The organism is Janthinobacterium longum, assembly GCF_051380735.1.
Taxonomy (GTDB): Bacteria; Pseudomonadota; Gammaproteobacteria; order Burkholderiales; family Burkholderiaceae_D; genus Janthinobacterium.
Genome location: NZ_JBNYXQ010000014.1, coordinates 25,936 through 52,474, shown reverse-complemented (window position 1 = coordinate 52,474; position 26,539 = coordinate 25,936). Strand labels below are relative to the sequence as shown.

General features: G+C 61.9%; 25 protein-coding genes. 15 read left to right on the top strand and 10 right to left on the bottom strand.

Features of this window, described 5'->3' with window-relative positions; translation table 11 throughout:
• Positions 1-10: 10 nt before the first annotated feature.
• Positions 11-973 carry a LysR family transcriptional regulator gene (locus ACQ4WM_RS23510; RefSeq protein WP_436549077.1) on the bottom strand — a complete coding sequence of 321 codons (963 nt, stop codon included), beginning with the start codon at positions 971-973 and terminating at the stop codon, positions 11-13.
• A 110-nt stretch (positions 974-1,083) separates the two neighbouring features.
• Here ACQ4WM_RS23510 and ACQ4WM_RS23505 point away from each other — a divergent pair, with 110 nt between their 5' ends.
• From ACQ4WM_RS23505 to ACQ4WM_RS23490, 4 genes are all read left to right on the top strand, one after another.
• Positions 1,084-2,103, top strand: coding sequence for an alpha/beta hydrolase (locus tag ACQ4WM_RS23505; RefSeq protein WP_436549076.1), 1,020 nt, complete (start codon positions 1,084-1,086; stop codon positions 2,101-2,103).
• An 80-nt stretch (positions 2,104-2,183) separates the two neighbouring features.
• On the top strand, positions 2,184-3,350 hold the full coding sequence (locus ACQ4WM_RS23500) for an NADH:flavin oxidoreductase/NADH oxidase (protein WP_436549075.1): 1,167 nt from the start codon (positions 2,184-2,186) through the stop codon (positions 3,348-3,350).
• Positions 3,351-3,406: 56 nt separating this feature from the next.
• Positions 3,407-3,796: a nuclear transport factor 2 family protein gene (locus tag ACQ4WM_RS23495; protein ID WP_436549074.1), complete on the top strand. Its 390-nt coding sequence runs from the start codon at positions 3,407-3,409 to the stop codon at positions 3,794-3,796.
• 27 nt (positions 3,797-3,823) lie between these two features.
• Positions 3,824-4,444, top strand: a complete 621-nt coding sequence (locus ACQ4WM_RS23490) for a hypothetical protein (RefSeq protein ID WP_436549073.1) — start codon at positions 3,824-3,826, stop codon at positions 4,442-4,444.
• Here ACQ4WM_RS23490 and ACQ4WM_RS23485 read toward each other — a convergent pair.
• The 4 genes from ACQ4WM_RS23485 to ACQ4WM_RS23470 all read right to left on the bottom strand — a co-directional run bounded on the left by ACQ4WM_RS23485 (position 4,441) and on the right by ACQ4WM_RS23470 (position 9,995).
• Positions 4,441-4,695 carry a hypothetical protein gene (locus ACQ4WM_RS23485; RefSeq protein ID WP_436549072.1) on the bottom strand — a complete coding sequence of 85 codons (255 nt, stop codon included), beginning with the start codon at positions 4,693-4,695 and terminating at the stop codon, positions 4,441-4,443. The two genes, ACQ4WM_RS23490 and ACQ4WM_RS23485, sit on opposite strands and share 4 nt — an antisense overlap.
• 217 nt (positions 4,696-4,912) lie before the next feature.
• Positions 4,913-8,137, bottom strand: a complete 3,225-nt coding sequence (locus ACQ4WM_RS23480; protein WP_436549071.1) for an efflux RND transporter permease subunit — start codon at positions 8,135-8,137, stop codon at positions 4,913-4,915.
• Between the two features lie 3 nt (positions 8,138-8,140).
• On the bottom strand, positions 8,141-9,328 hold the full coding sequence (locus ACQ4WM_RS23475) for an efflux RND transporter periplasmic adaptor subunit (RefSeq protein ID WP_436549070.1): 1,188 nt from the start codon (positions 9,326-9,328) through the stop codon (positions 8,141-8,143).
• A 244-nt stretch (positions 9,329-9,572) separates the two neighbouring features.
• Complete coding sequence (locus ACQ4WM_RS23470) at positions 9,573-9,995, bottom strand: divergent PAP2 family protein (protein WP_436549069.1); 423 nt, start codon at positions 9,993-9,995, stop codon at positions 9,573-9,575.
• Positions 9,996-10,208: 213 nt separating this feature from the next.
• Between ACQ4WM_RS23470 and ACQ4WM_RS23465 the strand changes: the two genes are divergently transcribed.
• From ACQ4WM_RS23465 to ACQ4WM_RS23420, 10 genes are all read left to right on the top strand, one after another.
• Complete coding sequence (locus tag ACQ4WM_RS23465; RefSeq protein ID WP_436549068.1) at positions 10,209-11,294, top strand: DUF475 domain-containing protein; 1,086 nt, start codon at positions 10,209-10,211, stop codon at positions 11,292-11,294.
• Positions 11,295-11,393: 99 nt separating this feature from the next.
• Positions 11,394-11,969, top strand: a complete 576-nt coding sequence (locus ACQ4WM_RS23460) for a TerD family protein (RefSeq protein ID WP_436549067.1) — start codon at positions 11,394-11,396, stop codon at positions 11,967-11,969.
• Positions 11,970-12,033: 64 nt separating this feature from the next.
• Entirely contained in the window at positions 12,034-12,750 is a 717-nt protein-coding gene (locus tag ACQ4WM_RS23455; RefSeq protein ID WP_436549066.1) for a TIGR00266 family protein, read from the top strand.
• A 124-nt stretch (positions 12,751-12,874) separates the two neighbouring features.
• Entirely contained in the window at positions 12,875-13,909 is a 1,035-nt protein-coding gene (locus ACQ4WM_RS23450; RefSeq protein WP_436549065.1) for an ATP-grasp domain-containing protein, read from the top strand.
• Positions 13,906-15,063, top strand: coding sequence for a phosphoribosyltransferase domain-containing protein (locus ACQ4WM_RS23445; RefSeq protein ID WP_436549064.1), 1,158 nt, complete (start codon positions 13,906-13,908; stop codon positions 15,061-15,063). The genes ACQ4WM_RS23450 and ACQ4WM_RS23445 overlap by 4 nt, the downstream gene beginning before the upstream one ends.
• Positions 15,041-15,793 carry an HAD family hydrolase gene (locus tag ACQ4WM_RS23440; RefSeq protein ID WP_436549063.1) on the top strand — a complete coding sequence of 251 codons (753 nt, stop codon included), beginning with the start codon at positions 15,041-15,043 and terminating at the stop codon, positions 15,791-15,793. Before ACQ4WM_RS23445 ends, ACQ4WM_RS23440 begins: the two co-directional genes overlap by 23 nt.
• A complete protein-coding gene (locus ACQ4WM_RS23435) occupies positions 15,790-16,899 on the top strand; it encodes a cysteine protease StiP family protein (RefSeq protein WP_436549062.1) in 1,110 nt (369 codons plus the stop codon). The genes ACQ4WM_RS23440 and ACQ4WM_RS23435 overlap by 4 nt, the downstream gene beginning before the upstream one ends.
• Complete coding sequence (locus tag ACQ4WM_RS23430; protein ID WP_436549061.1) at positions 16,892-17,863, top strand: HpcH/HpaI aldolase/citrate lyase family protein; 972 nt, start codon at positions 16,892-16,894, stop codon at positions 17,861-17,863. The genes ACQ4WM_RS23435 and ACQ4WM_RS23430 overlap by 8 nt, the downstream gene beginning before the upstream one ends.
• Positions 17,860-19,113 (top strand): TerD family protein, encoded by a 1,254-nt coding sequence (locus ACQ4WM_RS23425; RefSeq protein WP_436549060.1) that lies wholly within the window; start codon positions 17,860-17,862, stop codon positions 19,111-19,113. The genes ACQ4WM_RS23430 and ACQ4WM_RS23425 overlap by 4 nt, the downstream gene beginning before the upstream one ends.
• A 102-nt stretch (positions 19,114-19,215) precedes the next feature.
• A complete protein-coding gene (locus tag ACQ4WM_RS23420) occupies positions 19,216-19,590 on the top strand; it encodes a DUF8785 domain-containing protein (RefSeq protein WP_436549059.1) in 375 nt (124 codons plus the stop codon).
• A 140-nt stretch (positions 19,591-19,730) separates the two neighbouring features.
• Here ACQ4WM_RS23420 and ACQ4WM_RS23415 read toward each other — a convergent pair whose 3' ends face one another.
• Together ACQ4WM_RS23415 and ACQ4WM_RS23410 are read right to left on the bottom strand one after the other, a co-directional pair.
• Positions 19,731-22,169, bottom strand: coding sequence for a coiled-coil domain-containing protein (locus tag ACQ4WM_RS23415; protein ID WP_436549058.1), 2,439 nt, complete (start codon positions 22,167-22,169; stop codon positions 19,731-19,733).
• A 137-nt stretch (positions 22,170-22,306) separates the two neighbouring features.
• Positions 22,307-23,317, bottom strand: a complete 1,011-nt coding sequence (locus ACQ4WM_RS23410) for a serine/threonine protein kinase (protein WP_436549057.1) — start codon at positions 23,315-23,317, stop codon at positions 22,307-22,309.
• Between the two features lie 102 nt (positions 23,318-23,419).
• Between ACQ4WM_RS23410 and ACQ4WM_RS23405 the strand changes: the two genes are divergently transcribed.
• Complete coding sequence (locus ACQ4WM_RS23405) at positions 23,420-24,130, top strand: UPF0149 family protein (protein WP_436549056.1); 711 nt, start codon at positions 23,420-23,422, stop codon at positions 24,128-24,130.
• A gap of 25 nt (positions 24,131-24,155) precedes the next feature.
• On the opposite strand, the gene ACQ4WM_RS23400 is transcribed toward ACQ4WM_RS23405, so the two are convergent.
• The 3 genes from ACQ4WM_RS23400 to ACQ4WM_RS23390 all read right to left on the bottom strand — a co-directional run bounded on the left by ACQ4WM_RS23400 (position 24,156) and on the right by ACQ4WM_RS23390 (position 26,516).
• Positions 24,156-24,320, bottom strand: coding sequence for a hypothetical protein (locus ACQ4WM_RS23400; RefSeq protein WP_436549055.1), 165 nt, complete (start codon positions 24,318-24,320; stop codon positions 24,156-24,158).
• A complete protein-coding gene (locus ACQ4WM_RS23395; RefSeq protein WP_436549054.1) occupies positions 24,308-25,399 on the bottom strand; it encodes a hemin-degrading factor in 1,092 nt (363 codons plus the stop codon). The genes ACQ4WM_RS23400 and ACQ4WM_RS23395 overlap by 13 nt, the downstream gene beginning before the upstream one ends.
• A 217-nt stretch (positions 25,400-25,616) precedes the next feature.
• Positions 25,617-26,516, bottom strand: a complete 900-nt coding sequence (locus tag ACQ4WM_RS23390) for a DMT family transporter (RefSeq protein WP_436549053.1) — start codon at positions 26,514-26,516, stop codon at positions 25,617-25,619.
• Positions 26,517-26,539 lie beyond the last annotated feature (23 nt).

The following is a 26,539-nucleotide window of genomic DNA, read 5'->3' as shown; positions in this document are numbered from 1 at the left end:
GCATGCGAGCTCATGCCTGAACCGCCGTGCGCATGAAATCCACGAACGCGCGCAGCTTGCCGGGCATGTGCTGGCGATGCGGATAATAAAGATGGAAAGCGTCGTCCAACGCCCAGTGCTGCTTCAGAACCTGTCGCAGCATGCCGCCGGCCAGTTCTTGCCTCGCAAAATCTTCCAGAATGAAGGCGATTCCCTGGCCTTGTATCGCCGCATCGAGCACGGAGCGCATTTCGTCAAAAATATAGCGCCCTTGTACGTCGATTTGCACCATCTGCCCCTGATCTTCGAACTTCCATTCATATAGCCGCCCGCCAACGCAATAGCGCTGACGCAGGCAGTTGTGCTTGAGCAGGTCAGCCAATGTATGTGGTTCATCGCGCCCGCGGAAGTAGTCCGGTGCCGCCACCACGATTCTTTTTTGTACCCGGCCCAGCTGCACTGAAATCATATCGTTCTGCAATTTCCTCCCCATGCGTATGCCGATATCAAAGCCGGCGCTGACGATATCGGTCAATTGATTATCGAGCGAGATCTCGACATTGATGAGCGGGAACTGTTCCAGGAACGATGCCATGTGCGGCTCGATCAGGATATGGTAGGCAACATAGGATGAACTGACGCGCAACATGCCCGACGGTTGATCAGTCGCCAGCAACGCTTGCGACAGCGAGTTTCTGATCAAGGCAAGTGCAGGCGCCAACGTCGCATTCAATGACGCGCCAGCCTCGGTCAGACTGACACTGCGCGTGGTGCGATTGAACAGCCTCACATTCAATTGCGCTTCCAGGTTTTTGATCGTGCGTGATACGGCAGTCGGCGTGACCCCTGTTTCTGCTGCGGTGCGAGCGAAATTCAAATGCCGTGCGGCGGCCTCGAAGGTCATCAGGCCCGGCAGGTACAGCGGCGAGGCAGAGATGATGTTTTCAAAATTTTCGGCGCGATCTGAAGGCTCAATTATGAGTTTTCTGTTCATACACTATCTCGATTTATGATTATTTACTTCATTATCGCCGATCTTCATACTGACCACATCAAACACCTCAATTCGGCCAGCCAGGCCATCTTTCGAGACAAGGAATCATCATGAAGACCTTCCGCTCCGCTTTTGCCCTTTCCATCGTGGCCCTGTCTCAAGCCCACGTTTCTGCCGCCAGCCTGCCCGGCGTCGAACACAATACGTCAACATTTTTGCAAGCCCTTGAAGGCAGCCCAGCGCTTGACACCATGATGCCGGTCGATGCCCGCGCCGTGCTGGCGAGCGCGCAAGCAGGCGCCAAGGTGGCGTTGCCAGACGCTGACGTCAGCGAAAAAACCATCCACGTCAATGGCAGCGAGCTGACGCTGACCATCGTGCGTCCGGCAGGCAGCGAACAGAAGATGTTGCCCGCGTTTATGTACTTCCATGGTGGCGGCTGGGTGCTGGGCGACTTCGCAACACACGAGCGGCTGGTGCGCGACCTTGTTGCAGGCTCGGGCGCGGTGGCAGTCTTTGTCAACTACAGCCTGTCGCCCGAGGCGAAATACGGCGTCGCCGTTGCGCAAGGCTATGCCGCAACCAAATGGGTGGCCGAGCACGGCGCAGAGATCAACGTCGACGGCAAGCGTCTTGCCGTCGCAGGCAACAGCGCCGGTGGCAACATCGCAGCCGTGGTTGCCCTGATGGCCAATGAAAAAGGCACGCCTGCACTGCGTTCGCAAGTATTGCTGTGTCCGGTGACGGATGCCAACTTCGACACGCCGTCGTACCAGCAGTTTGCCAACGGCTATTTCCTGACAAAAGACCTGATGGCCTGGTTCTGGGACAACTACACGACCGACGCCAACGCGCGCAAGCAGATCTACGCTTCGCCGCTGCAGGCGACGGTCGAACAACTCAAGGGCTTGCCGCCAACGCTGATCCAGACCGCCGAATTCGATGTACTGCGCGATGAAGCGGAAGCTTACGGCCGCAAGCTCGACGCTGCGGGCGTGAAGGTGAAGTCGGTACGCTACAACGGCCTGATTCACGATTTCGGGCTATTGAATGTGAACAGTCATGTTCCCGTGATCCGCAGCGCGATAGCACAGGCATCGCAGGAGCTCAAGACCAACCTGGGCAAGTAGCTTCAAAGCAGCGCCGGCCTGCAAACTGACCACATAAACAATTAAGTCTGCGTGCAGCAGACATTTTTCAAGAAAAAAACATGAGCAAAATATTCGCACCCCTGACACTGCGTGGCATCACTCTGCGTAACCGCTATGCCCTGAGCCCGATGTGCCAGTACACGGCAAAAGACGGCTACGCAAGCGACTACCACGCAGTCCACTACGGCCGTTTCGCCCTCGGCGGTTTCGGCCTGATGATGGTTGAGGCGACCGCTGTCTCACCCGAAGGACGCATTACGCATGGCGACCTGGGCCTGTGGGATGATGCCCATATTGCCGGCCTGGCGCGCATTGCCGCCTTTGCCAAGGCCTATGGCGCCACGCCCGGCATCCAGATCGGCCATGCGGGACCGAAAGCGAGCATCCAGCGCGCCTTTGAAGGCAACGGTCCTTTGAATGACGCCGATGCTGCGCGCGGCGAGACCCCCTGGCAGGTCGTGTCGCCCAGTGCCCGTCCGGTGGCCGACGGCTGGCTGCTGCCCACGGTGCTCGATGCTGGCGGCATCGCCAAGGTCCGTGCCGATTTTGTTGCTGCCGCCCGCCGCGCCCTCGAGGCCGGCTTCGATGTACTCGAACTGCACTATGCGCATGGCTTCCTGCTCAACGCTTTTTTGTCGCCACTGACCAACGACCGCACGGATGAATACGGCGGCAGCTTCGAGAACCGCATCCGGCTGGCCATGGAAATTGCCCGCGGAGTGCGCGCCATCTGGCCGCAGGACAAGCCGCTGTTCGTGCGCCTGTCGGCGGTTGATGGCAGCAGCACTGGCTGGACCATAGCCGACAGCGTCGCCCTGGCCGCAGCGCTGAAGGCGGCCGGGGTCGACGTCATCGACTGCTCGTCGGGTGGTTTCGGCGTCTACGAGTACCCCGATGGTTATGGCTTTCAGGTGCCGTTCGCCGCGCAGATCCGCCGCGAGGCCAATATTCGCACCATGGCTGTCGGCATCATCGTCGATCCTGCCCAGGCGGAATCGATCATCGCCTCCGGCCAGGCCGATCTGGTCGCGCTGGGCCATGCGGCGCTGCACGATCCGCACTTCCCGCTGCATGCACAGCAGGCAATCGGCGCGACCAACGCGGACACACCGCATGCGAACTGGCATATCCAGGCTGGTTGGTGGCTTGACCACCGCACCGGCAAATTGAACCGGCTCGGTCCATGGACCCCGGAGGCCGCTAATGCCGTTGCCCGCAAGGATTAAACCTCACGCCGGCCAGAACGGCCGGTTTTTCAGCTTCACCAACCAGGAGTAACACTATGAGCAAACCGACCTACGTACAAGACTATCAAGCCATCGTCGAGGTACTGAACAAGTACAACGATGGCTGCAAGCAAGCCGATAGCAGCATCATGAAACCGGCCTTCAACGAGCAGGCAACCATGTTCAGCGTTGACGCCGAAGGCAAGCTCGCTGGCGGCGGCATTCAGAACCTGTTCGACGGTATCGATACCGCTTTCCAGCCATCACCTGAAGCTCGGGGGGCTATCGTCAGAGTCGACATCGTCGGCACCGCCGCCAGTGCGCGCATCGACACCAACGATGTGTCCGGCTTCTGCTTCACCGACTTCTTCCACTTGCTGAAAGTCGAAGGCAAGTGGACGGTCGTCAGCAAGATATTCCATACCCATGTCGCACCCGGGGTGTGACACTGGTGTAGCGTAGCTCAAGCAATATTGAGCACGGCCGCCAGCGACTTGACATCGGTCCTTGACGGGCAACTGGCGGTCCTTGATGCCTTTTTTCAGCAGCTTGCCGAAGTGAGTGATGCCCTCTTTCCGCAAGGCCTCGACGGTGTCGAACACCTCGACCGGCTCCTCAATGTTCGTGAAACAACGCTGCTGCGTTCTGCGTTCTGCGGCATGGAGGCCATGTGGCTGCCAATGAAAAATGCTCCAGGGGATGCAAGAACGCTACGCGAACCGTTGCGCTTGATGGTTCACCGTGACGTACCCGGTGATGACTGGGCGGAGCTGCTGTCGCAGCAGCCTTTGTGCGCCATGACCGCGCCTCATTCGACGGGCGCCAGGTCGATCGATTCCTGCGAAAAATGCATCTGTCTTGACGCGAAGTATGCGAAGTCACCGGCGATGGTCGGCAGCGATACGCGTTATCGACCTGGGGCAACACACCTTCCATCGGGATATCGGATTGGTATACCGCCCAGAGGAAAGCCTGAGCGCTCCAGCGCGCATGCTGGTGGAGCTGATGGTAAAACATGTCTGAGCGATCGTGCTCGATTGCAGACTGTGTCGATTTGTAAATCGCGTGAACCTGCGTGCATTTGCGCACTCTAATTTAGGCTAGCGATGCCAGCCTTGCTCTGCAAGAGCAAGCTATCCAAGCGCAGTTTATTACCGAAAGGAAAAATCATGAGTGCACCACGGATCACCAGCAAACTCATCCTGGGCAGCGCCATCGTCTGTGCGCTATTGGCAGGCTGCAACAAACGCGAGGACACTGCAGCCACCACCACAATGCCGCCAGCCACCACCAACACACCGGCCACGCCGCCAGCAGATATGGCTCCGGCCCCGATGCCTTCCATACCACCCGCTGACCCAAGCTCGCCGCCGGCAGGCACTGCCCCGGCCGATGGCACAGCCACGCCGTCTGGTACAGGAACGCCATCTGGCACAGGGACGTCGCCGCCACCGGGCGGCAGCTGAGGCCTGCGGTCAGACCCGTCCGCTCCGGCGCCTGGCCTGGCGCTGGCGATGGAAAGGGCCTGATCCCTGCTGTTCAAGCCCCAGGCTAGAAGCCGCTTATTTGTGCAAGTTGACCGGCGCCGTGGCCGCAGGCGCGCGGCGTCCCATCAGGAACAGCACGGCCAGTTTCAGCATGCGGTAAATGAACCGTATCATCAGCAAGGTCAGCACGCACTCGATCAGGGTCAGGGTCAGGGCGAAGGCCACGTTCATGCGCCCTGCACGCCAGTGGAACTTGGCCACGGCGCCATCGCGGGCGATCTCGATACTGTCGTAGAAAGTCGGCACCACCAGCAAGGTCAGAATGGTCGAGGTGATCGTGCCGCCGATAATCGCGATTGCCAGCGGACGGTAAAACTCGCCACCCTCGCCCAGGCCCAGCGCGACCGGGAACATGCCGGCGATCAGTGCAAAGGTGGTCATCAGGATCGGGCGCAGGCGCATGCGGCCCGCATCCATCAGCGCCTGTTCGCGAGGATGGCCCTCCTCTTCGCGCTTGCGCGCCGCGTCCAGCAGCAGGATGGCGTTCTTGGCAACCAGGCCCATCAGCATGATGATGCCGATAAAGCTCATCAGGTTAAGGGTATTTCTCGTGATCACCAGCGCCACCACCACGCCGATCAAGCTGAGCGGCAGCGACATCATCACCGCAATCGGCGCCGTGAAAGAGTTGAACTGCATCACCAGGATCAGATACATCAGGCCGATGCCCATTACCAGCGCAATCAGCATCTCGGTAAACAGTTCCTGCTGGTCCTGGCCGGCGCCGCCCAGCGCAAGGCCATAGCCGGGCGGAAAGTCGATCGACTTGGCCAGGTTCATGGCGTCGGTCGTCACTTCGCCGTTCGAGCGGCCTTGCGCATTGGCCGACACGGTGATCGTGCGCTTGCCGTTTTTATGCTCGATGCCGGACGGCCCCTTGCCCATGGTAATACTGGCGATCTGGTCCAGCGGCACCATCTGGCTGGTGCCCGTCACGCTGATCGGCAGGCGTTCGATGTTTTCGGACGCCACGCGATCGTCAGGATGCAGGCGCACGGCCACGTCGCGCGTCTCGCCGGTCGGATCGACCCAGTCGCCCACTTCCACGCCGGCAAACGCCACGCGCAAGGATTGCGCCGCATCATTGACGGAGATGCCCATCGAATTGGCCAGGCCGCGGTTCAGTTCGATTTTCAGTTCGTTCTTCGGATCCTGTTCCGACAGGCCCACATCGACGGCCCCTGGCACCAGGCGCAGCTTGTCCATATAAGCGTTGGTAATTTCCATCAACTTGCGCGAATCGGGGCCGGTGAATTCCACCTGTACCGGTTTCTGCGCGCCATTGCTGAGGTCGTCCATCACCACATATTCGGCACCCACCAGACGTGCCACCTTGCCGCGCAACTCGACCGCCACTTCCTTGGCCGAGCGCTTGCGCGTATTGCGCTTGCCGATATCGACATAGATGCGCCCGCCGGCAGCCGTCACCGAGCTGTTGGTATCCTTGGTTTCCGGCAAGGTGCGCGCCAGCACGGCCGCCGCTTCCAGTTTCAGGCGCGAGTATTCAATGCTGCTCGACGAAGGCGTGCGCACATTGATCATCAGATTGCCCGAATCGGACGCCGGCAGGAAGCTGGTGCCGCCAAAAGTGGCATGCAGGGCAATCGCGCCCACCAGTGTAATGCCGGCAATAAACGCCATCCAGCGGCGGTGATGCAGCGCCCAGGCAATCACATTGCCATAGCGGTCGGCCTGATGGTCGAACCAGTGATTGAAACGGTCGAGTACCGCACTGATGCCTTTTTTCGGCGCCGTATGATGATCAAACGGGTCGCCCCAGTAGGCCGACAGCATCGGGTCTAGCGTAAACGAAATGCCCAGGCTGACCAGCACCGAACAGGTCACGGTCAGCGCGAACGGACGGAACCATTCGCCCGAGATGCCGGGCATAAAGGCCACCGGAATAAATACCGCGATAATCGAGAACGTGGTGGCGGCCACCGCCAGGCCGATCTCGGCCGTGCCTTCCAGCGCCGCCGTACGGCGGTCCTTGCCCATCTGCATGTGGCGCACGATGTTTTCACGCACCACGATGGCGTCATCGATCAGCACGCCGATCGCCAGCGACAGGCCCAGGAGGGTCATGAAGTTCAGGGTAAAGCCGCACAGCCAGACGGCAATAAAGGCCGCGATAACGGAAGTGGGCAGGCTCAATGCCGTGATCAGGGTCGAGCGCCAGGAATTCAAAAAGGCGTAGACGACGAAAATGGTCAGCACGGCGCCCAGCACCAGCGACTCGATCACATTGTTCAGGCTGTGCTGGGCGTTTTCGCCGCCGTCGCGCGTGACTTCCAGCTTGGTGCCTTCCGGCAGGGTCTTGTTGATCTCGACCATCATGGTGCGGATTTTATTGGCCACGCTGACCGTGGAGGCATCGCGCACGCGGGTAATCGAAATGCCGACGTTCGGCTTGCCGCTGCGCACGCTCATGCTGTCGACTTCGGCAAAACCATCCTGTATGGTCGCCACTTGCGCCAGGCGCACGATTTCGTCGCCGCTGCGCTTGATCACCACCTGCTCAAAGTCGGACGGCGACTCGATGCGGCCCACCAGGCGGATGCTTTTCTCGTCCAGGCTGCCGCGCACCTTGCCCACCGGCGCATTGGTATTCTGGTTGCGCAGGGCGTTCACCACGTCGCTGACTGACACATTGTATTCACGCAGTTTTTCCGCACGCAGCAGCACCGACAATTCGCGTTTCAGCGAACCGCCCACATTGACCAATGCCACGCCATCGACGGCGCGGAAGCGGTCCGACAGTACGTCTTCGGCCAGGCGCGAAATTTCCGCATGGCTTTGCGAGCTCGACGACAGCGCCAGCTGCATGATCGGTTCGGCGCCCGGATCGATGCGCTGAAGGATAGGTTCGCGCATTTCCAGCGGCAGCTTGTAGCGCACGGCGGCGATCGCGTTGCGGATATCGTCGGACGCTTCGATCAGATTGGTCTTGAACGAGAACTGCAGGAAGATGCTGGCCGAGCCTTCGTTGGCCGAGCTGTTAATTTCCGTCACGCCCGCTATGCTTTGCAGCGACTTTTCCAGCCGATTGACCACCTCGCGCTCGACCGTGTCGGGCGAGGCACCAGGGTAAGGAATGCTGACAACGATAAACGGCACTTCGACGTCGGGATTCTGGTTGACGCGCAACTTGGACAGCGCCAGCAGGCCGACGCACATCATCGCCAGGATCAATACGATGGTGGCGGTGGGCCGCTTGATACTGAAATCGGAAAGGAACATGGCTTAGTTTCCTTTGGTGGCGGCAGGCGTGCTGGCGCTGCTGGCGACCGCAGCGGCCGGCAGTTTTTTCGGCGCCGCCAGTTCCACCTGCTGGCCATCCTTGAAGGTCGAGCCGGGCGTGCGCAGCACGGTGTCGCCGCTGGCCAGGCCGCTTTGCACTTCCCAGTGGCCGGTGCGGATATCGCGCGCGCCGATCCGCAGCACAGTCTTGTGCAAGGCCTTGTCTTTCACGGTCCAGGTATAAGTCTGGTCGCCCGCCTTGACCAGCGCGGAGTCGGGGATCATCACCGCGCTGACGCTGTCGGCTTCAATGCGCCCTTCCGCATACAGGCCGGCCACGCGCGGCTGGGTCTTGTCATTGAAATCGACCAGCACCGCCACCTGGCGCGTGACGGCGTTGGCGGCCGGGTCGACGCGGCGTACCTTGCCCAGGAAATCCTGGCCCGGATAGCCATTGATGCGGAAACGCACGGCCTGGCCTACTTTGACGACGCCGATCTTGTCGGCCGACACCAGGCCTTCGAGGCGCATGCTGGTCGGGTCGATCACGCGTATCAGTTCCTTGCCGATCTGCGCCGTGTCGCCGTTGGACACCTTGCGTTCGCTGACGATGCCGTCGAACGGCGCACGCACGAGGGTGCGCTGCAATTGCTGGCGCGCTTGCGCGGCGCGGCTTTTCGCGGCCGACAAATCGCTTTGCGCATTGTTGCGGCGAATTTCCGTGTCCTCCAGCGCCTGGGTCGAAGTCATGCCCGAGGCGCGCAAGGTCTTCATGCGCTGGAACATGCGTTCGGACTGCTCCAGCACCTGGCTGGCGGCACGGCTGGCCTCTTCGGCCGAGTTGAGGCTGTCGCGGATCGAGGTCTCGTCGAGCCTGACCAGGATATCGCCGCGCTTGACGGCTTCGCCGTTTTCCTTCAGCACCTGGATCACCACGGCCGACACTTCGGCGCGCAGGTCCGCATTGCGCTCGGGCTGCACCGAGCCGGTGATCACCGGGCCCGAGGCCAGCGCATTGCTTTCAATGGTGAGCACGTCTTCCGGTGAAATAATCAGCCTGGCTGCCGCACCGGCCGCCGTCTTGCCGTCTTTGCCATCCTTGCCGCCCCCCTTGCCAGGGTCTTTGGACTCTTTTCCGCAAGCAGCCAGGGCAGAAGCGATGGCCAGGATGAACAGGGTTTTGCGCAACATGGGTAACTCTCCGGATAGAAGGCAGTGCATGTCAATCTGGCAACCGGGTAAGGCGCTGGCGACACGCACGATTATTTTTTTATTAAAACCGCAAGCGCCAGAGTATCCATGAGCGTCTCTGACGATGTCAATCAGCCGCTTCCTGTAATGCGGGAATCGGGGGGTGAAACGTAGTTTTTACGCCCTGAAACGCAAAACCCCGCCGGACGGCGGGGTTGGGTATTGACAGATGCAATAAGGCTGATCATCTGAACAGCGCGTTGACCAGGAAACCGATCGCCACGCCCGTGCACAGGCCGCCGGCAATTTCCACCAGGGTATGGCCCATGCGTTCGCGCAGATGAGTGTGCGCCGCACTGCCCGCCTCCCTGGCCAGGCGGTTGATGGCGGCTGCCTGCTTGCCCACATGCTGGCGCAGGCTGTTGGCGTCGATAACGACGATAAAGGCCAGGGTCACGGCCACGCCAAAGGCCGGATGGTCGATACCTTCGCGCAAGGCGATCAGGGTCGCCATGCTGGAGACGACGGCGCTATGGTTGCTGGGAAAGCCGCCATTGCCTACCAGGCCGAACGCCCATTGGCGCGTGCGGACGCTGTTGATCAAAAATTTGATCGGGCCGACCAGTATCCAGGTAATCAGGGGCGTGACGAGGTAAGCAATATCCACGGGTGTTCCTTCTCTTCTATCTCTATGTTGGTCAGATGCCATGCAAGGCGCGCCGCAATTATCGCAGATAGGGTGCGCGGGAAGAACCACCATTTTGATGCGCGCTTTGCTGCGCATAAAACGCGGCGCCCGGCGGCAAGTAATATAAAATCATGAGGTATACAACAATTGACGTAATACAACACTTCTCGAATAACATGTAACGGGGTCTTCATGAAGCATTTCAGAATTTCTTTTTTAGTGACCTTTGTCCTGATGGCGGTCTCGGGCTGGTGGGGCTACACCCACGGTGGCACCAGCGGCATGTTGCAGGCGCTGTGGATCACGGGCGTGCTGGGCGTGATGGAAGTGTCGCTGTCGTTCGACAATGCAGTGGTCAACGCTTCCGTGCTGCGCCACTGGAACGAATTCTGGCAAAAACTGTTCCTGACGGTCGGCATCCTGGTGGCCGTGTTCGGCATGCGGCTGCTGTTCCCACTGGTCATAGTCTCGGTCGCCACGGGTCTGGGCCTGATGGACGTGTGGACCATGGCCACCACCACGCCAGACGTGTACGCCAGGCACCTGACCGACAACCATGCACAAGTGGCGGCGTTTGGCGGCGCCTTCCTGCTGCTGGTGTTCCTGAACTTTTTGTTTGACGACGAAAAAGAACTGCACTGGCTGGGCTGGGCCGAGGAAAAAGTCAATGCGCTGGGCACCGAAAGCCTGGCCGTGCTGATCACCATGGGCGCCGTGGCCGCTTGCGTGGCGATGGGTCCGGTGGATGAAAAATACAGCGTGCTGGCGGCCGGCATCGTCGGCATCGCCGTCTATCTGGGCGTGAACTGGATCAGCGGCTTGCTGGAAGAAGGCGAGCCGGACCTGCAGGACGATGAAGACGGCGATGGTGCGGTGGCGGTCAAAAATGGCAATGGCCAGCTGGTGAAAAATGTCGCGCGCGGCAGCATCGGCGGCTTTCTGTACCTGGAAGTGCTCGATGCCTCGTTCAGCTTTGACGGCGTGATCGGCGCGTTTGCGATCACCAACGATGTCGTCATCATCATGCTGGGCCTGGCGATCGGCGCCATGTTCGTGCGTTCGATGACGGTGTTCCTGGTACACAAGGGCACGCTGGACGAATTCGTCTACCTGGAACACGGCGCGCACTACGCGATCGGTATCCTGGCATTGATCATGCTGGGTTCGGTCAAGTACCATATCCCCGAATGGTTCACGGGCCTGTCGGGCGTGGCCTTTATTCTGGTGTCGCTGTGGTCGTCGCTGCGCTACCGGAAACGGCATGCGGCCACGGCTTGATTTCGGCGCTTTTGCCACCATATGTCCCGCATGGATCAAACGCGCGCGCTTGATCCATGCGGGCACACCAAGTAATCCATTACTGAAAAGGAGCACCATATGGCTATCAGTTTGTTAAAAGGCGGCAACGTCAACCTGAGCAAGGAAGCACCGAACCTGAAGAAGATCATCATCGGCCTGGGCTGGGATCCTCGCTCTACCGACGGCGCCACCTTCGACCTGGACGGCAGCGCCTTTCTGCTGAAAAACGACGGTAAAGTGCGTGGCGATTCCGACTTTATCTTCTACAACAACCTGAAATCGACCGATGGCTCCGTGGTCCATACTGGCGACAACCAGACCGGCGAAGGCGACGGCGACGATGAGCGCCTCGAAATCGATCTGACCCGCGTGCCAGCCGATATCGAACGCATCAGCATCACCGTCACGATTCACGACGCCGACGCGCGCCGCCAGAATTTCGGCATGGTGTCGAAAGCGTTTATCCGCTGCCTGAACGCAGAAGGCGAACGCGAGATCGCCCGCTACGACCTGTCCGAAGACAGCTCGACGGAAACGGCCATGATCTTTGGCGAAATCTACCGCTACAACGGCGAATGGAAATTCAAGGCCATCGGACAGGGTTTCAACGGCGGCCTGGGGCCCCTCGCGCGCAGCTTCGGCGTCAACGCTTAATAGTTTTTTGAGCTAAACACAGCCGCCTGAATTGCATCAGGCGGCTTTTTTTTGGAGATTTTATATGCCAGTATTTAGTGTGACCGGTGACGTCGATCCCTTCCTGCATGTCAGCATGAAGCAGGGTGAGACCATCTATTGCGAGTCCGATGCGATGGTGATGATGGAAACGGCGCTCGACCTGAAAGGCAAGATGACGGGCGGCCTGGGCAGCGCCATCATGCGCCGCTTCGCCAATGGCGAATCATTTTTCCAGCAGCACATCGAAGCGGTGCGCGGCAGCGGCGATTGCCTGCTCTCGCCCACCCTGCCCGGCGCCATCGAAGTGGTCGACGTCGGCGCGCGCCAGTATCTGTTGAATGACGGCGCCTTTGTCGCGGCCACTTCCGGCACCGAAATGAAGGTGCGCACGCAAAGCATCGGCAATGCGCTGTTCGCGCAGTCGGGCGGCTTTTTCGTGATGGAGACGGCTGGCAGCGGCCAGGTGGTGGTGTCCGGTTTCGGCTCCATGTTCCAGCTCGACGTCGAGCCGGGCAAGGATGTGGTGATCGACAATTCGCACGTGGTCTGCTGGGACAACAGCCTGAAATATGATATTTCGGTGACCACCGGCGGCGGCAACAGCGGCGGCGGCATCGGCGGCTTCCTCGGCAATATGGTCAACAGCATGACCAGCGGCGAAGGCATCGTGCTGCGTTTTTCCGGCTCGGGCAAGGTGTTTATCTGCTCGCGCAACCGCGATGCTTTCCTGAAATGGACCGCGTCCGGCAAGGCAGGCTGATTTTTGTTTTTTTGCTATAGTTGCCCAGGCCAGCTCAAGTGTGACTGGCCGGCATCCCCGCGCGCCTGTGCTGCCCTGCTGCGCGCGGTTCTTCTTTCGCTTTTTTCTTCACCGGTTCCCGTACATGCAAAGAGTCTGGTTCAACAAAACATTTTCTTCGGTCGCCACGGCCATGCGTTTGATACGCGAGGCGGACATTGCCGCCACCGGCGGCCAGCGCCGCTATCACCTGATCTATACCAACCCGAACGAACACGCGGCAGCCTTCCTGGCGGCAGACGAATACGCGGTCGAGCCAAGCGACCTGAAGGGCGAGGATTACCTGGAATGGTGTCTGGCGTTCTGCCGTGAGCGCGCCATCACGATTTTCTGGCCAGGCCGTGCTGCCGGCAGGATCGCCAGCGCACGCGCGCGCTTTGAAGCGATCGGCACGCGCGTGCTGAGCGTGGCGACCGAGGAAGTGCTGGCCCTGATGCATGACAAGGCGCGCTTTTGCGCCGGCCTCGACCTGCCGATGGCGCCGGTGGCCGACACGCGCGCCGTCAACGATATCGCCGAATACGATGCAGCTTATGCCGAACTGCGCCCACTGCATGAACGCCTGTGCATCAAGCCGTCCGAATCCGTATATGGGCTGGGCTTTGCCGTGCTCGATGAACGTTCCAGCGCCGAGCTGCTGCTGGCCGGCGCCGCCTACAAGATCAACACGCAGGAACTGCGCGATGGCCTGGCACGGATGGAAAGCTTCACGACGCTGCTGCTGATGGAGTACCTGGACGGCCATGAATACAGCACCGACTGCGTGGCCGACCACGGCAAGCTGTTATGCGCCATTCCGCGAAAAAAATTGCACACGCCGGGCAGTGGCCAGCTGATCGAATTGCGCGAGGAACTGCTGGCCGCCTGCGAAAAACTGGCGCGCGATTACCAGTTGAACGGCGTGTTCAATATCCAGTTTCGCGAAGGGGCCAAGGGTCTTTCGCTGCTGGAGATCAATCCACGCATGTCGGGCGGCATCGGCATGGCCTGCGCGGCTGGTCCCAACCTGCCGTACATCGCACTGGCCGGCTTCGACCAGGGCTATGACCAGATCACGATTCCGGCGATCCGTGAAGGCATGCGGGTGGCCGAAGCGGCACATGCGGTGGAACTGCCATGACGACCGTGCGCCAGACCATGCCAACGGGCGAGCTGACCTTGCAGGTCGACGAGGCGCGCTTTGCACTCGACGAGCTGATCGGCTACGCGGCGCGCGCCAACGCCAAGCGCGGCTTTCTGTTTTTGTCAAAAGTGCTGGGCAAGCACTGGCCCGTCACGCCAGGCACGATGCAGGCGATCCACGATGACCTGGCCAGGCAAATCCCCTCGGACTTGCCCGGCCCGGTGGTGTTTATCGCCATGGCGGAAACCGCCGTCGGCCTGGGCCAGGGCGTGTTCGAAGCGTGGCTGAAAGCCCATCCCGGCAGCGAGGGCCTGTTCCTGCACAGCTCGCGCTACCGTGTGGGCGATATCCCCTACTTTGAATTCGAAGAGTCGCACAGCCACGCGCCGCGCCAGTTCCTGCATCTGTCCGACAACGCCAGCGCCGTGTTTGCGCGCGCGCGCAGCCTGGTATTGATCGACGATGAAGCGTCAACCGGCAATACTTTTGCCAACCTGATCGAAGTGTGCCGCGCACGCTATCCGCAGCTGGAACAACTGCACCTGGGCGTGATCACCAATTTCATGGGTCAGCAGGCCAACGCTGGCCTCGGCCAGCGCTTCGGCCTGCCCACCACGGTCGGTGCGGCCCTGTCCGGCCAATACGCTTTCAGGATGGGCGACACACCGGCGCCTGTCGCCGCCAGCGCGCAGCGCTTTGTCGCCAACGCCGAAAGGGGCGCCAGCGACGCCTTCGGGCGTATCGGCGTCGACCGCCCATTGATACCGCCATGCACGCTGGCTGCACAGCTGGCACAAAGCATCGGCGACGGTGAATCCGTGCTGGTGCTGGGCACCGGCGAATTCATGCATCCCTCGTTTTTGCTGGGGCGCGAACTGGAAGCACTGGGCAAGCAGGTGGTGGTGCAATCGACTACCCGCTCGCCTATCCTGTCATGGGGCTCGGTCGGCCATATCGTGTCATGCGACGACAACTACGGCGAAGGCATCGCCAACTATCTGTACAACGTGGCCCCCGGCCAATACCAGCACGTTTTTATCTGCCATGAGACCCCGGCCAGCCCGGCGCTCATGCAACTCGCCGGCCAGCTCCATGGCCGCCTGTTCCACTTTCAGTCAGAGACCACAATTGAAGAAATTCCTGTTTGTTGACCTGGACGACACACTGTTCCAGACCCCGAAAAAAGTTCCTGGTCAAACCGACCTGCAGCCGGCCGCCTACCTGAAAAACGGCGAGGCCTGCTCGTTTACCACGGCGCGCCAGCGCGCGTTTTTCGAGTTCGCGCAAAGCGGCATGACACTGATCCCGGCCACCGCCAGGAATGGCGACGCGTTTCGCCGGGTCGACCTGCCGTTTTCCAGCTACAGCGTGCTCGATTACGGCGGCATCGTGCTGCAGCCGGGTGGTGAACTCGACGCCGGCTGGCTGGCGCTGATGCAGGACGACATGCAGACGGCCTTGCCCGGTTTGCGGGACGCCATGCGCATCATCGACGATTTTCAAGCCAAGGCGGGCATGCCCTCGCGCGCGCGCCTGATCGAAGACTACAACACGCCGTTCTACGTCGTCGTCAAAGACCATGAAGCGCGCGGCGAACGCCTGGCCGACATCGAGCAGCAGGTGCTGCTGGACTGGATCGCCAGGGAAGGATCGGACTACTTTATCCACCGTAACGGCAACAACCTGGCCGTGCTGCCAAAAAGTCTGAACAAGGCGCGCGCCGTGGCCTATCTGCGCGCGGAACTGGAGGCCGAACATGGGCCCATCCTGAGCTTCGGCATGGGCGACAGCCGCTCGGACGCGCGCTTCATGGCTGCCTGCGACTATGCGATTATCCCGAACGGCACCCAGCTGGCGGCGCTGACGGTGGCGTCACTATGACCGGCACGACGACAGCGCATTTCAGCGGCAGCTACCGCCAGCAAGACGTCGAGTTTCTGTTGACGCCGATGGCGCTCGAACCGATACGCGACCTGGCCGAGAAAGAACGGCTGATCCAGTCCGGCCAGCGCCACTACAGCGAAATGCTGTCGCCCGAGTCGCTGCCCTCGCCTGCCTATCTGGCGCTGTTCCAGAGCGCATTCGCGGCCAACCGCCTGCAGATGGCGCGCGACTGCCTGCGCCTGGCCGCGCTGATTGCTGCGCGCCGTGAAGGGGCGATTACACTGGTGTCGCTGGCACGCGCCGGCACGCCGGTCGGCGTGATCCTGGTGCACTTGCTGCGCCAGGTATTCCAGCGCGAGTGCAGCCATTATTCGGTGTCCATCATCCGCGACCGCGGCATCGACACCAACGCGATCAAACATATCCTGACGCACGGCCACGCGGCGCACTCCATCGTGTTTGTCGACGGCTGGACCGGAAAAGGCGTGATCTCGCGCGAGCTGCGCCAGACCGTCAACGACTATAACGCGCAGCATGGCACCAGCATCGACGGCGGCCTGTTCGTGCTGTCGGACCTGGCCGGCACGGCCGCCTGCGCGGCGTCCTCCAGCGACTACCTGATCCCGTCGAGCATATTGAATGCCACGGTATCGGGCCTGGTCAGCCGCTCGGTATTGAATGAAGCAATCGGTCCTGACGACTTCCACGGCTGCGTGTACTACGCCCAGTTCGAAGCACACGACCAGTCGCGCCAGTTCGCCGATGGGCTGGTGGCCGACGCCATCGCGATTGCCGGCAGCAGCGGCATTCCGCTGGCGGTGGCGACCGATGCAGCGGCCATGGCGGCGCGCTCACAAGCCTATATGGCGCAGGCGCAAAATGACTACGGCATCAGCGACATCAACCTGATCAAGCCCGGTATCGGCGAGGCGACACGCGTGCTGCTGCGCCGCGTGCCGGAGCGCCTGATCGTGCGCGACACGAATGCGCCGGACGTGGCACATTTGCTGCTTCTGGCACAAGAAAAAGCCATCCCCGTTACCGTACAACCGGCGCTGCCTTACCAGGCGGTCGCCCTTATCAGGAGCGCAGTCGATGGATAACTCCATACACCCACAAAGTGAGCACAAGGCAGCACTCGGCGCATCGATGTATGTGCCCACCACGCACAAGGATTTGCTGGCGATCGCCAATGGCGACAAATTCGGCCACCTGCGTTCGGTGATCTTTTGCACCGAAGACGCGATCGCCGAACGCGACCTCAGTTACGCGCTGTTCAACCTGTCGCTGATGCTGCAGAACATGAGCGAGACGTCCGACACCTTGCGCTTCGTGCGCGTGCGCAATGTCGAAGTGATGGCGCGCGTGCTGCTCATGCCCGGCGTGGAAAAGCTGGCCGGCTTCGTGCTGCCCAAATCCACACGCCACAATTTTGCCTCGTACTTCGACCAGGTGCGCCACACCCATCATCTGTTGATGCCGACCCTGGAAACAGCCGAAGTGTTCGATGATGAAGAAATGAAGCTGTTCCGCGCCACGCTGGCCGCACCCGGGGTGCGCGCGCGCATCCTGGCGCTGCGCATCGGCGGCAACGACCTGCTGGCCCTGCTGGGCCTGCGCCGCCCGACCACCGGCACCATCTACCAGACCCCGCTGGGCCAGGTGATCGGCCGCCTGGTCACCATCTTCAAGCCGCACGGCTTCGAGCTCACGGCGCCCGTGTTCGAACACCTGGCGCAGCACGACTGGCTGGCAGCCGAAGTGGCGCAGGACATGGCGCACGGCATGATCGCCAAGACTGCCATCCACCCGGACCAGGTACCGCAGATCGAGCGCCACTACCAGGTGGCGCAGACCGATATCGAACTGGCTCTGCGCATCATCGACCCGGACAGCCCGGCCGTGTTTCGCATGCAGGAATCGATGTGCGAAGTGGCCACCCACAGCAGCTGGGCGCAACGCATGATCGAACAGGCGCGCCTGTTCGGTATCCGCCATGCCGATGGCGCCACCCGGCCATTCCAGTTGACTCCACTCACCAGTGACGAAGGGACTGCACGACCATGACCAATTTCACACGCGGCCAAAAAGGCAAGCTGGCCGACCTGGGCCTGAACGGCCCGTTTGCCGTTACTCTCGATATCGCATCCGGCTCGATGGAAGTCGATGTCAGCTGCTTCGGCGTCGACGCCAGCGGCAAGCTGTCGGACGACCGCTACATGGTGTTCTACAACCAGAAAAGCGCGCCCGACAATGCCGTCACGGTGGAACTGAACGGCCCACGCTCGGTATTCCAGATCGACCTGGCGCGCCTGCCCCAGGCTATCGACAAGCTGGTGTTTACTGCCGCGACGGAACAGGGCAGCATGCGCGCGCTGGGCGCGTCCAGCCTGGCGCTGGGTTCCGCCGCCACGTTTGCGTTTGCCGGCGCCGACTTCCAGGATGAAAAAGCAGTGATCATCGGCGAGCTGTATCGGCGCGACGGCAGCTGGCGCTTCGGCGCCGTCGGCCAGGGTTTTGCCGGCGGCTTGAGCGCGCTGCTGAAGCACTTCGGCGGCAGCGAGGCGGGATCGTCGTCACCCGCTCCTGCTCCGGCATCGGCTCCAGCACCCGTACCGACACCGGCCGCACCACCGGCAAATAAAATCTCGCTGTCGAAAATTCGCCTGGAAAAGCGCGGCGACAAGATCTCGCTCGACAAGCGCGACAGCGGCGGCTATGGCCGCATCAAGGTCAACCTGAACTGGAACCAGAACGCCGCCCAGGGCCAGGCGCCGGCCTCGAAACTCGATACGGGTTTTCTTGGCAAGCTGTTCGCCAAACCGGCCGGCCGTGCGGGCGGCATCGACCTCGATATCGGCTGCCTGTTCGAAATGAGCAACGGCAGCAAGAGCGCGGTGCAGGCGCTCGGCAACAGCTGGGGCGCGTTCGACCGTCCACCGTACATCCACCTGGAAGGCGACGACCGTACGGGCAGCATCAGCAGCGGCGAGAACATTTTTATCAATGGCCTTCACTTCGACCAGATCAAGCGCGTGCTGGTGTACGCCTTTATCTATGAGGGCGTACCCAACTGGGCCGCCACCGATGGCATGGTAACGATCGAAATCCCGGGCCAGCCGACCGTCGAAGTGCGCCTCGACAGCGAAAGCCAGCACGCCATGTGCGCGATCGCCATGCTGGAAAACCAGAACGGCAACCTGCAAGTAACAAAATTGGTGGAATACTTCGGCGGCCAAGGTAAAATCACGGCGCACCAGGCGATGGACGAACGATATAACTTCGGACTCAATTGGAAGGCAGGTCGCAAGGATTAAAAGGCGTCCTTGCACCAGCAGCGGAAGGCTGGGGTCAGGCGGGGACGCCGAGTCCCGGCGGGTCTGACCCCGGATTCTATTTAATATAACGATACATTCTCCATGACCCCGACCACCAAAAAATTCAGCATTGCCTTTGTGATCTTCCTGCTGGCAGGCGCCTTGCTGCTGGCGGCCTATACCTGGCTGACCCTGAGCTTTTCGTATTCGGAAGGCGAACGGGCCGGCCACTTGCTGAAGTTTTCCAAGCGGGGCTGGGTCTGCAAGACCTGGGAGGGCGAATTGATGCTGACGGCGCTGCCGGGCACGATACCGGAGAAATTCCAGTTCAGCGTGCGCGACGAAGCCGTGGCAAAACAGCTGACGTCGGCCGCCGGCAAGCAAATTCTGCTCAGCTATAACCAGCACAAGGGCGTGCCGACCGACTGCTTCGGCGAGACCGAATACTACGCCGACAAGGTCATGCTCAATCCTTGACAGCCCCCTGAAACTGTAGAACGCCTAACAAAACCGTAGCGAGCGGAAGGGAGTTGTGGCTGAGAAGCGCAACCGTACGAAGGTACGGTGAGCATCGCAGGCCGCAAATACCGACGCGCAGTAGGTTTTGTTCGGTGTTCTCAGTCTTCCTGGTGCGCGCGCCAGACAGTGCCCGTCACGGCATTGGTGTGCGTCAGGCGGTCCAGCACTTCGCGCGTCATGCTGGCCGACGTCACCTGTTCGGCCTTGACGCGGGCTGCCGTCAAGGCTGCCGAAAACTCGCCCTGTTTTTCACGCAGGCTGGCGCGCAGGTCGGCCAGTTCGCGTTCCTGCTGCTGTGCACGGCGCATTTCCAGTTCCAGCAACTGCTGCTTGGCCACCGCCATCGCGCGCGTGGTCTCGGCCGCCTTGCGCTGCAGGGCCGCATGCGCCTGGGCGCTGTCGAGCAGGGCTTGCTGGGCTTCGAGTTTCTCCTGGGCCGCCTGGCGGGCCGCCATTTCGGCCTGTTCGCGCAAGCACATGGCGTCCTGGGCCTGCTGTTCCATCAGCGAGCGCGCTTCGGCCGCCACGGCTGCCTGCTTTTCCGCGTCCAACCTGCCGGCGATGGCTTTCGAAGCGCGTTCTTCGGCGCTGGTAGCCTGGCGCTGCTGCGCCAGCTTTTCATCGATCAGCGCCAGCGATTCGCGCTCGCAGGCGACAAAGGCCCGTTCGGATTCCAGTAGTGCTTGGGCAGCTTGCGCCTTGTCGCTTTCCACGCGGGCGCGCTCGCCATGCACCAGGCCCAGTTCCACCGCCAGTCGCGCCTGCGCCTGCACCGCCTGCGCGGCGGCCGCCTTCTGTTCGGCGTCGACCAGCGCCTGCTCCAGCAAAATGCGGGTGGCCGCCGCTTCCTGCTCGGCAGCGTCCTTCAGGGCCAGTTCCGCTTCCTGCCGGGCTCGCAGCACGTCAAGCTGCGCCTGCTCGGCGGCAGTGCGCTCCTGACTTGTCTGCATGGCCAGCGTTTCCGCATCCAGTTTCGCCTTCAAGGCCGCAACGGCGGCCCGTTCGGCGGCGACTGTTTCCTGTTCCTGCACCGCCAGGCGCTCGGCCTGCAGCGCTTTTTCTTCCATCAGTTCGGCTGCCTGGCGCTGCGCCGCCAGCTGTGCTTCGGCACTGGCGAGCAGCTGCTGCTCGGCTTCGTTCTGGCGTTCGGCCAGCTCGCTGGCTGCCTGCGCCGCCACTGCGCGCTCTTGCGCCAGCCTGGCCGCCTGTTGCTGCGCTTCGCTCTCACGCGCAGCAGCCAGGCTGGCCTCATGCTCGGCCGCCTCGCGTGCACGGGTTTCCTGCAGCGCCGCGTTCTCTGCTTCCATGCGGGCGTGGCCGGCGATTTCCGCATCCTGCTCGGCGGTGATACGGGCCAGTGCCACGGCACGCAACTGGCGGTCGACTTCGATGCGCGCTTCGGTCGCAGCCAGGATGCGCATGTCGGCGTCGCGGCGCGCCTGGGCGCTGGCGGCGGCCACCATTTCAAGGCGTTCGCGGTGAATCGCCGCATCGCGCAGTTCTTTTTCCGTCTGCAGGCGAAGATGCAGCGACTGCGCCGCATGGCGTTCCGATTCGGCCTGCGCCAGCGCAATCGCTTCGCGCTCCTGTTCGAGGTGAGCCAGTGCGCGCGCTTCTTCCAGCGCCCGCACTTCGGCGGCGGCGCGGTTGAAGGCCGATTCCAGCGCGATCTGGTCGGCGCGCTCGCGCTGCACCGTCAATTCCAGCGCTTCGCTTTCCGCTTCGGCCAGCATTTGCGCCGTCTTGCGCGCGCCGTGGGCATGGCGCTCGCGTTCACGCGCCATCACGGCCACCCTGGCGTCGGCCGAGGCGATGCCGACCATTTCCTGCTTGGCCGCCTGCACGGCGGCGACCCGTTCGAGCGCCTGCAGGCGCGCTTGTTCGGTTTGCACCTGCAGTTCTTCAGCCGCGCGCGCAGCCTGTTCGGCCAGTTCCGACTGTACCGCCACCTGCTCGCTGGCGCGCATGCGGCTTTCCTGTTCGGCACGCGTGCGCTGTTCGGCGGCCAGGCGAATTTCGTTGTCCGATTCCGCGCGGGCGCGCAGTTCGGCCGTCTCCAACTTCACCGCTTCGAGGCGCGCCACGCTCGCTTGCGCGGCGGCGCGCATAGTTTCCAGGCGGTCGCGGTTGGCGGCGATGGCCTCTTCGGCCGCTTGTGCGTTTTGCTGGGCGGCGGCAGCGGCAGCCACATCGATGGCGGCGCGGTCTTCGGCCAGCGCGCGCACGCGCGCCTCGGCCAGGGCGCGGCTTTCGGCGGCGCAGGTGGCCCTGGCTTCCGCTTCGACCCTGGCGATGGCTTCGTGAATGGCTTTCAGTTCCATCTGCTGGCGGCCGGCAACCGGTTCGGGAGTATGTTCCGGCGCGTCGCCTTCGGCATCCGATTGCGGCGCCGGCAACATCGGCACGGCCTTGACCTGGGCCACGGGGGTGCCGGCCTGCGGGTCGATATCCTGGAAATCATGCAGCGAGACGATGCTGTCCTGGTCGAACTCGTCGTCGAGGGCGGCGGCGGCTTGCTGATCGTGCTGTGCTGGCATGCGGGTGTGCATAATTTCTCGCTGAATCGGATGAATTACAGTATTCCTGTCGGAATTATTACCACCATTATCAGGCCCCATGGCAGATATCAGCGCGCCAATCAGAGCCGTATTTACCGTGCTTTTCCTGTGTTAGCTCAGATAGGCCAGAGCGGCGCTTCATCCATCAGCGCCACCTGTTCGCGCAATTCAAGTATGCGGTCCTGCCAATAACGTTGCGTGTTAAACCACGGGAAGGCGACCGGAAAGGCCGGGTCGTCCCAGCGGCGCGCCAGCCAGGCCGAATAATGGATCAGGCGCAAGGTGCGCAGCGCCTCGACCAGGTATAGCTGGCGCGGCTCGAAATCGCAAAAATCCTCGTAGCCGGCCAGGATATCGCTCATCTGGCGCACCTGGTCGCCGCGCTCGCCCGACAGCATCATCCACAGGTCCTGGATGGCGGGCCCCATGCGGCTATCGTCGAAGTCGACAAAATGGGGGCCGGCATCGGTCCACAGCACATTGCCGCCGTGGCAATCGCCATGGGTGCGCAGCAGCGCCACGTCGCCGGCGCGGTCATAGCAGCGCTTGACGCCGTCAAGCGCCTGCTGCGCCACGCTGGAGTACGCAGCCACCAGTTCGGGGGGCAGGAAGCTGCCGGCCAGCAGGAATTCGCGCGGCTCGACGCCAAAGGTTTGCGGATCGAGCGCCGGGCGCTCCTTGTAGCTGGCCAGGGCGCCGACGGCGTGGATGCGGCCGATAAAGCGCCCTGTCCATTCGAGCGTGGCCGGGTCGTCCAGCTCGGGTGCGCGTCCGCCATGGCGGGGGAAGACGGCAAAGCGGAAGCCCTGGTACTGGTGCAAGGTCGCACCGTTGATTTCCAACGCCGGCACCACCTGGATTTCACGCTCGACCAGCTCGGACACGAACGCGTGTTCTTCCAGTATGGCGGCGTCGCTCCAGCGCCCGGGGCGGTAGAACTTCACCACCAGCGGCGCGCTATCTTCGATGCCGACCTGGTAGACGCGGTTTTCATAGCTGTTCAAGGCCAGCAGCCGGCCGTCGCCGTACAGGCCTACGCTGTCGAGCGCGTCGAGCACGCAATCGGGGCTCAGTTCGGAATAAGGGTGGACGGGCCGGTCGTCCTGCGGGGGGTTTTCGTTGTGCATAAACGCCATTGTACGGCGCGCCACCACGCCCTGCATAAACACTTCGGCGATGCGGCGCCGCAAAGCGTATACTGTCCGCTTACATTCAATAAAGAGCAAGCCATGCAACTCGAACAGCCATTATCAGAAAAAGAATTTGACGAACTAGACCAATTCCTGTTGTCGGACCGGTGCTCCGAAGACGCCATGACCATGGATATGCTGCACGGCTATCTGACGGCCGTGGCCATCGGCCCGGAACCGATCATGCCGGCCGAGTGGTTGCCGCGCGTGTGGGGCGAAGATATCAAGGACGCGCCCAAGTTCAAGAACAGCAAGGAAGAAGAACGCATCGTCAACCTGATCATGCGCTTCATGAACGAAGTGCTGGTGACGTTCGAAGTGGCGCCGAAAGAATTCGAGCCACTGTTCGTCGAGCACGACCACGAAGGCCAGACCCTGATCGACGCCGAAGCCTGGTGCTGGGGCTTCTGGGACGGCATGGAGCTGCGCGAAGGTTCGTGGAACGAGATCTGGGACTCGGAAGTGGGCGAGCTGATGCAGCCTATCTACCTGCTGGGCGCCGACGAGATCGAGGAAGAAGAGCTGAAACTGGTGGAAGACCCGGTCAAGGCGCACAAGCTGGCGCAGGAACTGGAAGCGAACCTGCCGGCGATCCACCGTTTCTGGGTACCGCGCCGCAAGCCGGCCGTGCAAACCCTGAAACGCGAAGAGCCGAAAGTGGGCCGCAACGACGACTGCCCTTGCGGCAGCGGCAAGAAGTACAAGAAGTGCTGCGGCGCCGAGCCGGCAACGGCAGCCGCCGACGATTAACGTCAGCTATCGGCTGTCAAACACTTCAGCGCCGGGCACCGTCCCGGCGTTTTTTATGGCCTGCCGATAACTGCGACACGGTCCCGGCAGCCTGCTGCACCGGCGGCTGCGCAGCCAGTGCCAGCGCGTCTGCGCCGAGTTTTTTCAGCGCGATGCGGCGTGCCACACTGGCGGCGATCATGCGGCGCATAACTGATCCTCCGAGACGACGCGTTCGACCACCTGGCGCCACTCGCACAACTCCTGCGTGCCCGGTTTGCGCTCGCCGAAGAACATAACGATGGTGTTGCCTTTCGCATCGAACAGTTCTAGCGACGTCACCAGGCCATCAACGGTGGGCTTTTTCACCACCCAGGCGCTGGCGATATGGTCCTCTCGCAAATGCAGATTGAAGCGCAGATCGAGGATATTGATCCATGGCCCGGTCACGGCGATCTTGTGCACGGGACCCGAGTGGATCTGGATCATGCCGGGGTTGCCGACAAACGCCATGATGGCCACTTTTTCGCGCGCCGCCTCGTTCAGCAGATCGAGCACGCAGGAAGTGTCGAGCTGCTGCACGAAGCGCGGCTCGGCCAGGCGCAGGCCCTGCAGGCGCGAGACCGAATATTTCTTCAGCAAGGCGAAAAAATCATGGGTGTCGCGCAGGCCGGCCCATGCAGCGCGAAAGCCGGACACGTCGATCTGCGCGTCGGGCAGCTCCAAGGCCGGTGCTGGCGCCGCCACCACGGCCATGCCCGGTTCCTGGTCGTCATCGGCAAAGCGCGTCACCAGCGCCTCCCAGGCGGCCAGATCGCTTTGCGGTGTCAGAAAAATCTTGTGCACGGCATGGCCGCTCGCATCGAAAAACTGCAGGCTGCGCTGCACGGTGTTTTCCTTCAGCTCGCGCACGGCAAAGCCATGTGCCCACTGGCGGTAGAACACGCGCAGGTCGATCTCGCCACCGAGCACCAGGCCCACTTGATGGTTATGGCTGGCATGGCGGTAGACGCCGGTTTTTTCATGCACGCAGCAGGCATTGCGCGTCAGGGCCATCACCTCGCCCACCGGTTCCAGCGCGGCGATCATCGCCGGCCATTCGGCACGCAAGCGTTCGGCGCCCAGCCAGGCACCGTCGTCCAGCGACAGCCCCGCATGCGCGGCGATCAGCTCGCCTTCGGCTATCTGCAACTGCTGCGCGATATCGCGGTGGCGCGCATTTTTTTCGCGGCGCAAACGGGCGAACTGTTCAACGATCTCGATATTGCGGGATGGAAACGTGGTGGGCACGGTGATCTCCTTTCAAGGCGAACACTGGCTGGCGAGAGGCTGGCTGGTGGGGAATGGTCGTCTAATTATAAATGAGAATCATTCGCAATTTAAGATTTATTTGTATTGTTGTTAGCACCCCTGCGCCACCAGAACACCGGCAAAACGGATTAAATCCCGGGTCGCCCAGACAGGCGTTCCGGGCCAAGCGGGCGTCTCCGGCCCGCCATTTTCAAGGTCAAGCGCTGGCCTGCACACCCGGCATCGCGGCGGCCTTGGTTGCGGGCTTGTGCGCCAGCAGTATTACCGCCGCCAGCACCATGGCGCCGCCCAGCAATTGCGTACCGCTGACTTTTTCACCAAGCATGCCCACGCCAAACGCCATGGTGATCACCGGTTCGAAGGTGGAAATGATCGACGCGCGGGCTGCGCCGATCTGCGCCACGCCGGCAAAAAACGCCGCGATTGCGATCGCCGTGGAAAACAGGGCGATCGCCGCCACCGCCAGCCAGCCGGTAGCCGTGCCGGGCAGCGACACGCCCTGCCAGACGGCAATCGCGCTGTTGGCCAGGCCGGCCGTGCCCAGTATCACCACGCAGGCGGCCAGCGGGTGGATAATGACCGCGCTTTTCGACAGGCTGTTGCCGAACAGGATATACACGGCGTAGACACCGGCCGCCATCAGCGCCAGCGCAATGCCGATAGGCTGGCCCTGCAGCTTGCCGCCCAGGGTGACGGCCATGCCGGCAATCGCCAGCGCCATCAGCACCAGCATGCGGCGGTCCAGCTTTTCCCAGCCCAGCGCCAGCGCCAGGATCGTCACCAGCACGGGATACGCATACAGCAGCATGGCGCACAGGCCGCTGCTGGCATACAGCAAGGCATTGAAATAGCCTTGCGACTGGGCGGTGTACATCAAGCCCATCAACACATAACCGGCCAGCAGGCGGCCACGCGGCAAGCGCCAGCCACCGAGCCAGATCAGCGGCAACAGCAGCATCGCGGCGATCACGAAACGCAGGGCCAGCATGGTCGACGGGTTGACCCCGGACGCATACGCCGCCCTGGCAAAGACTGCGGAACTGCCGAAACCGGCAGCCGACAACAACACCAGCGCAACGGCGCGGCGATCAGACATGACTTACCTCTTCAAATAATGGG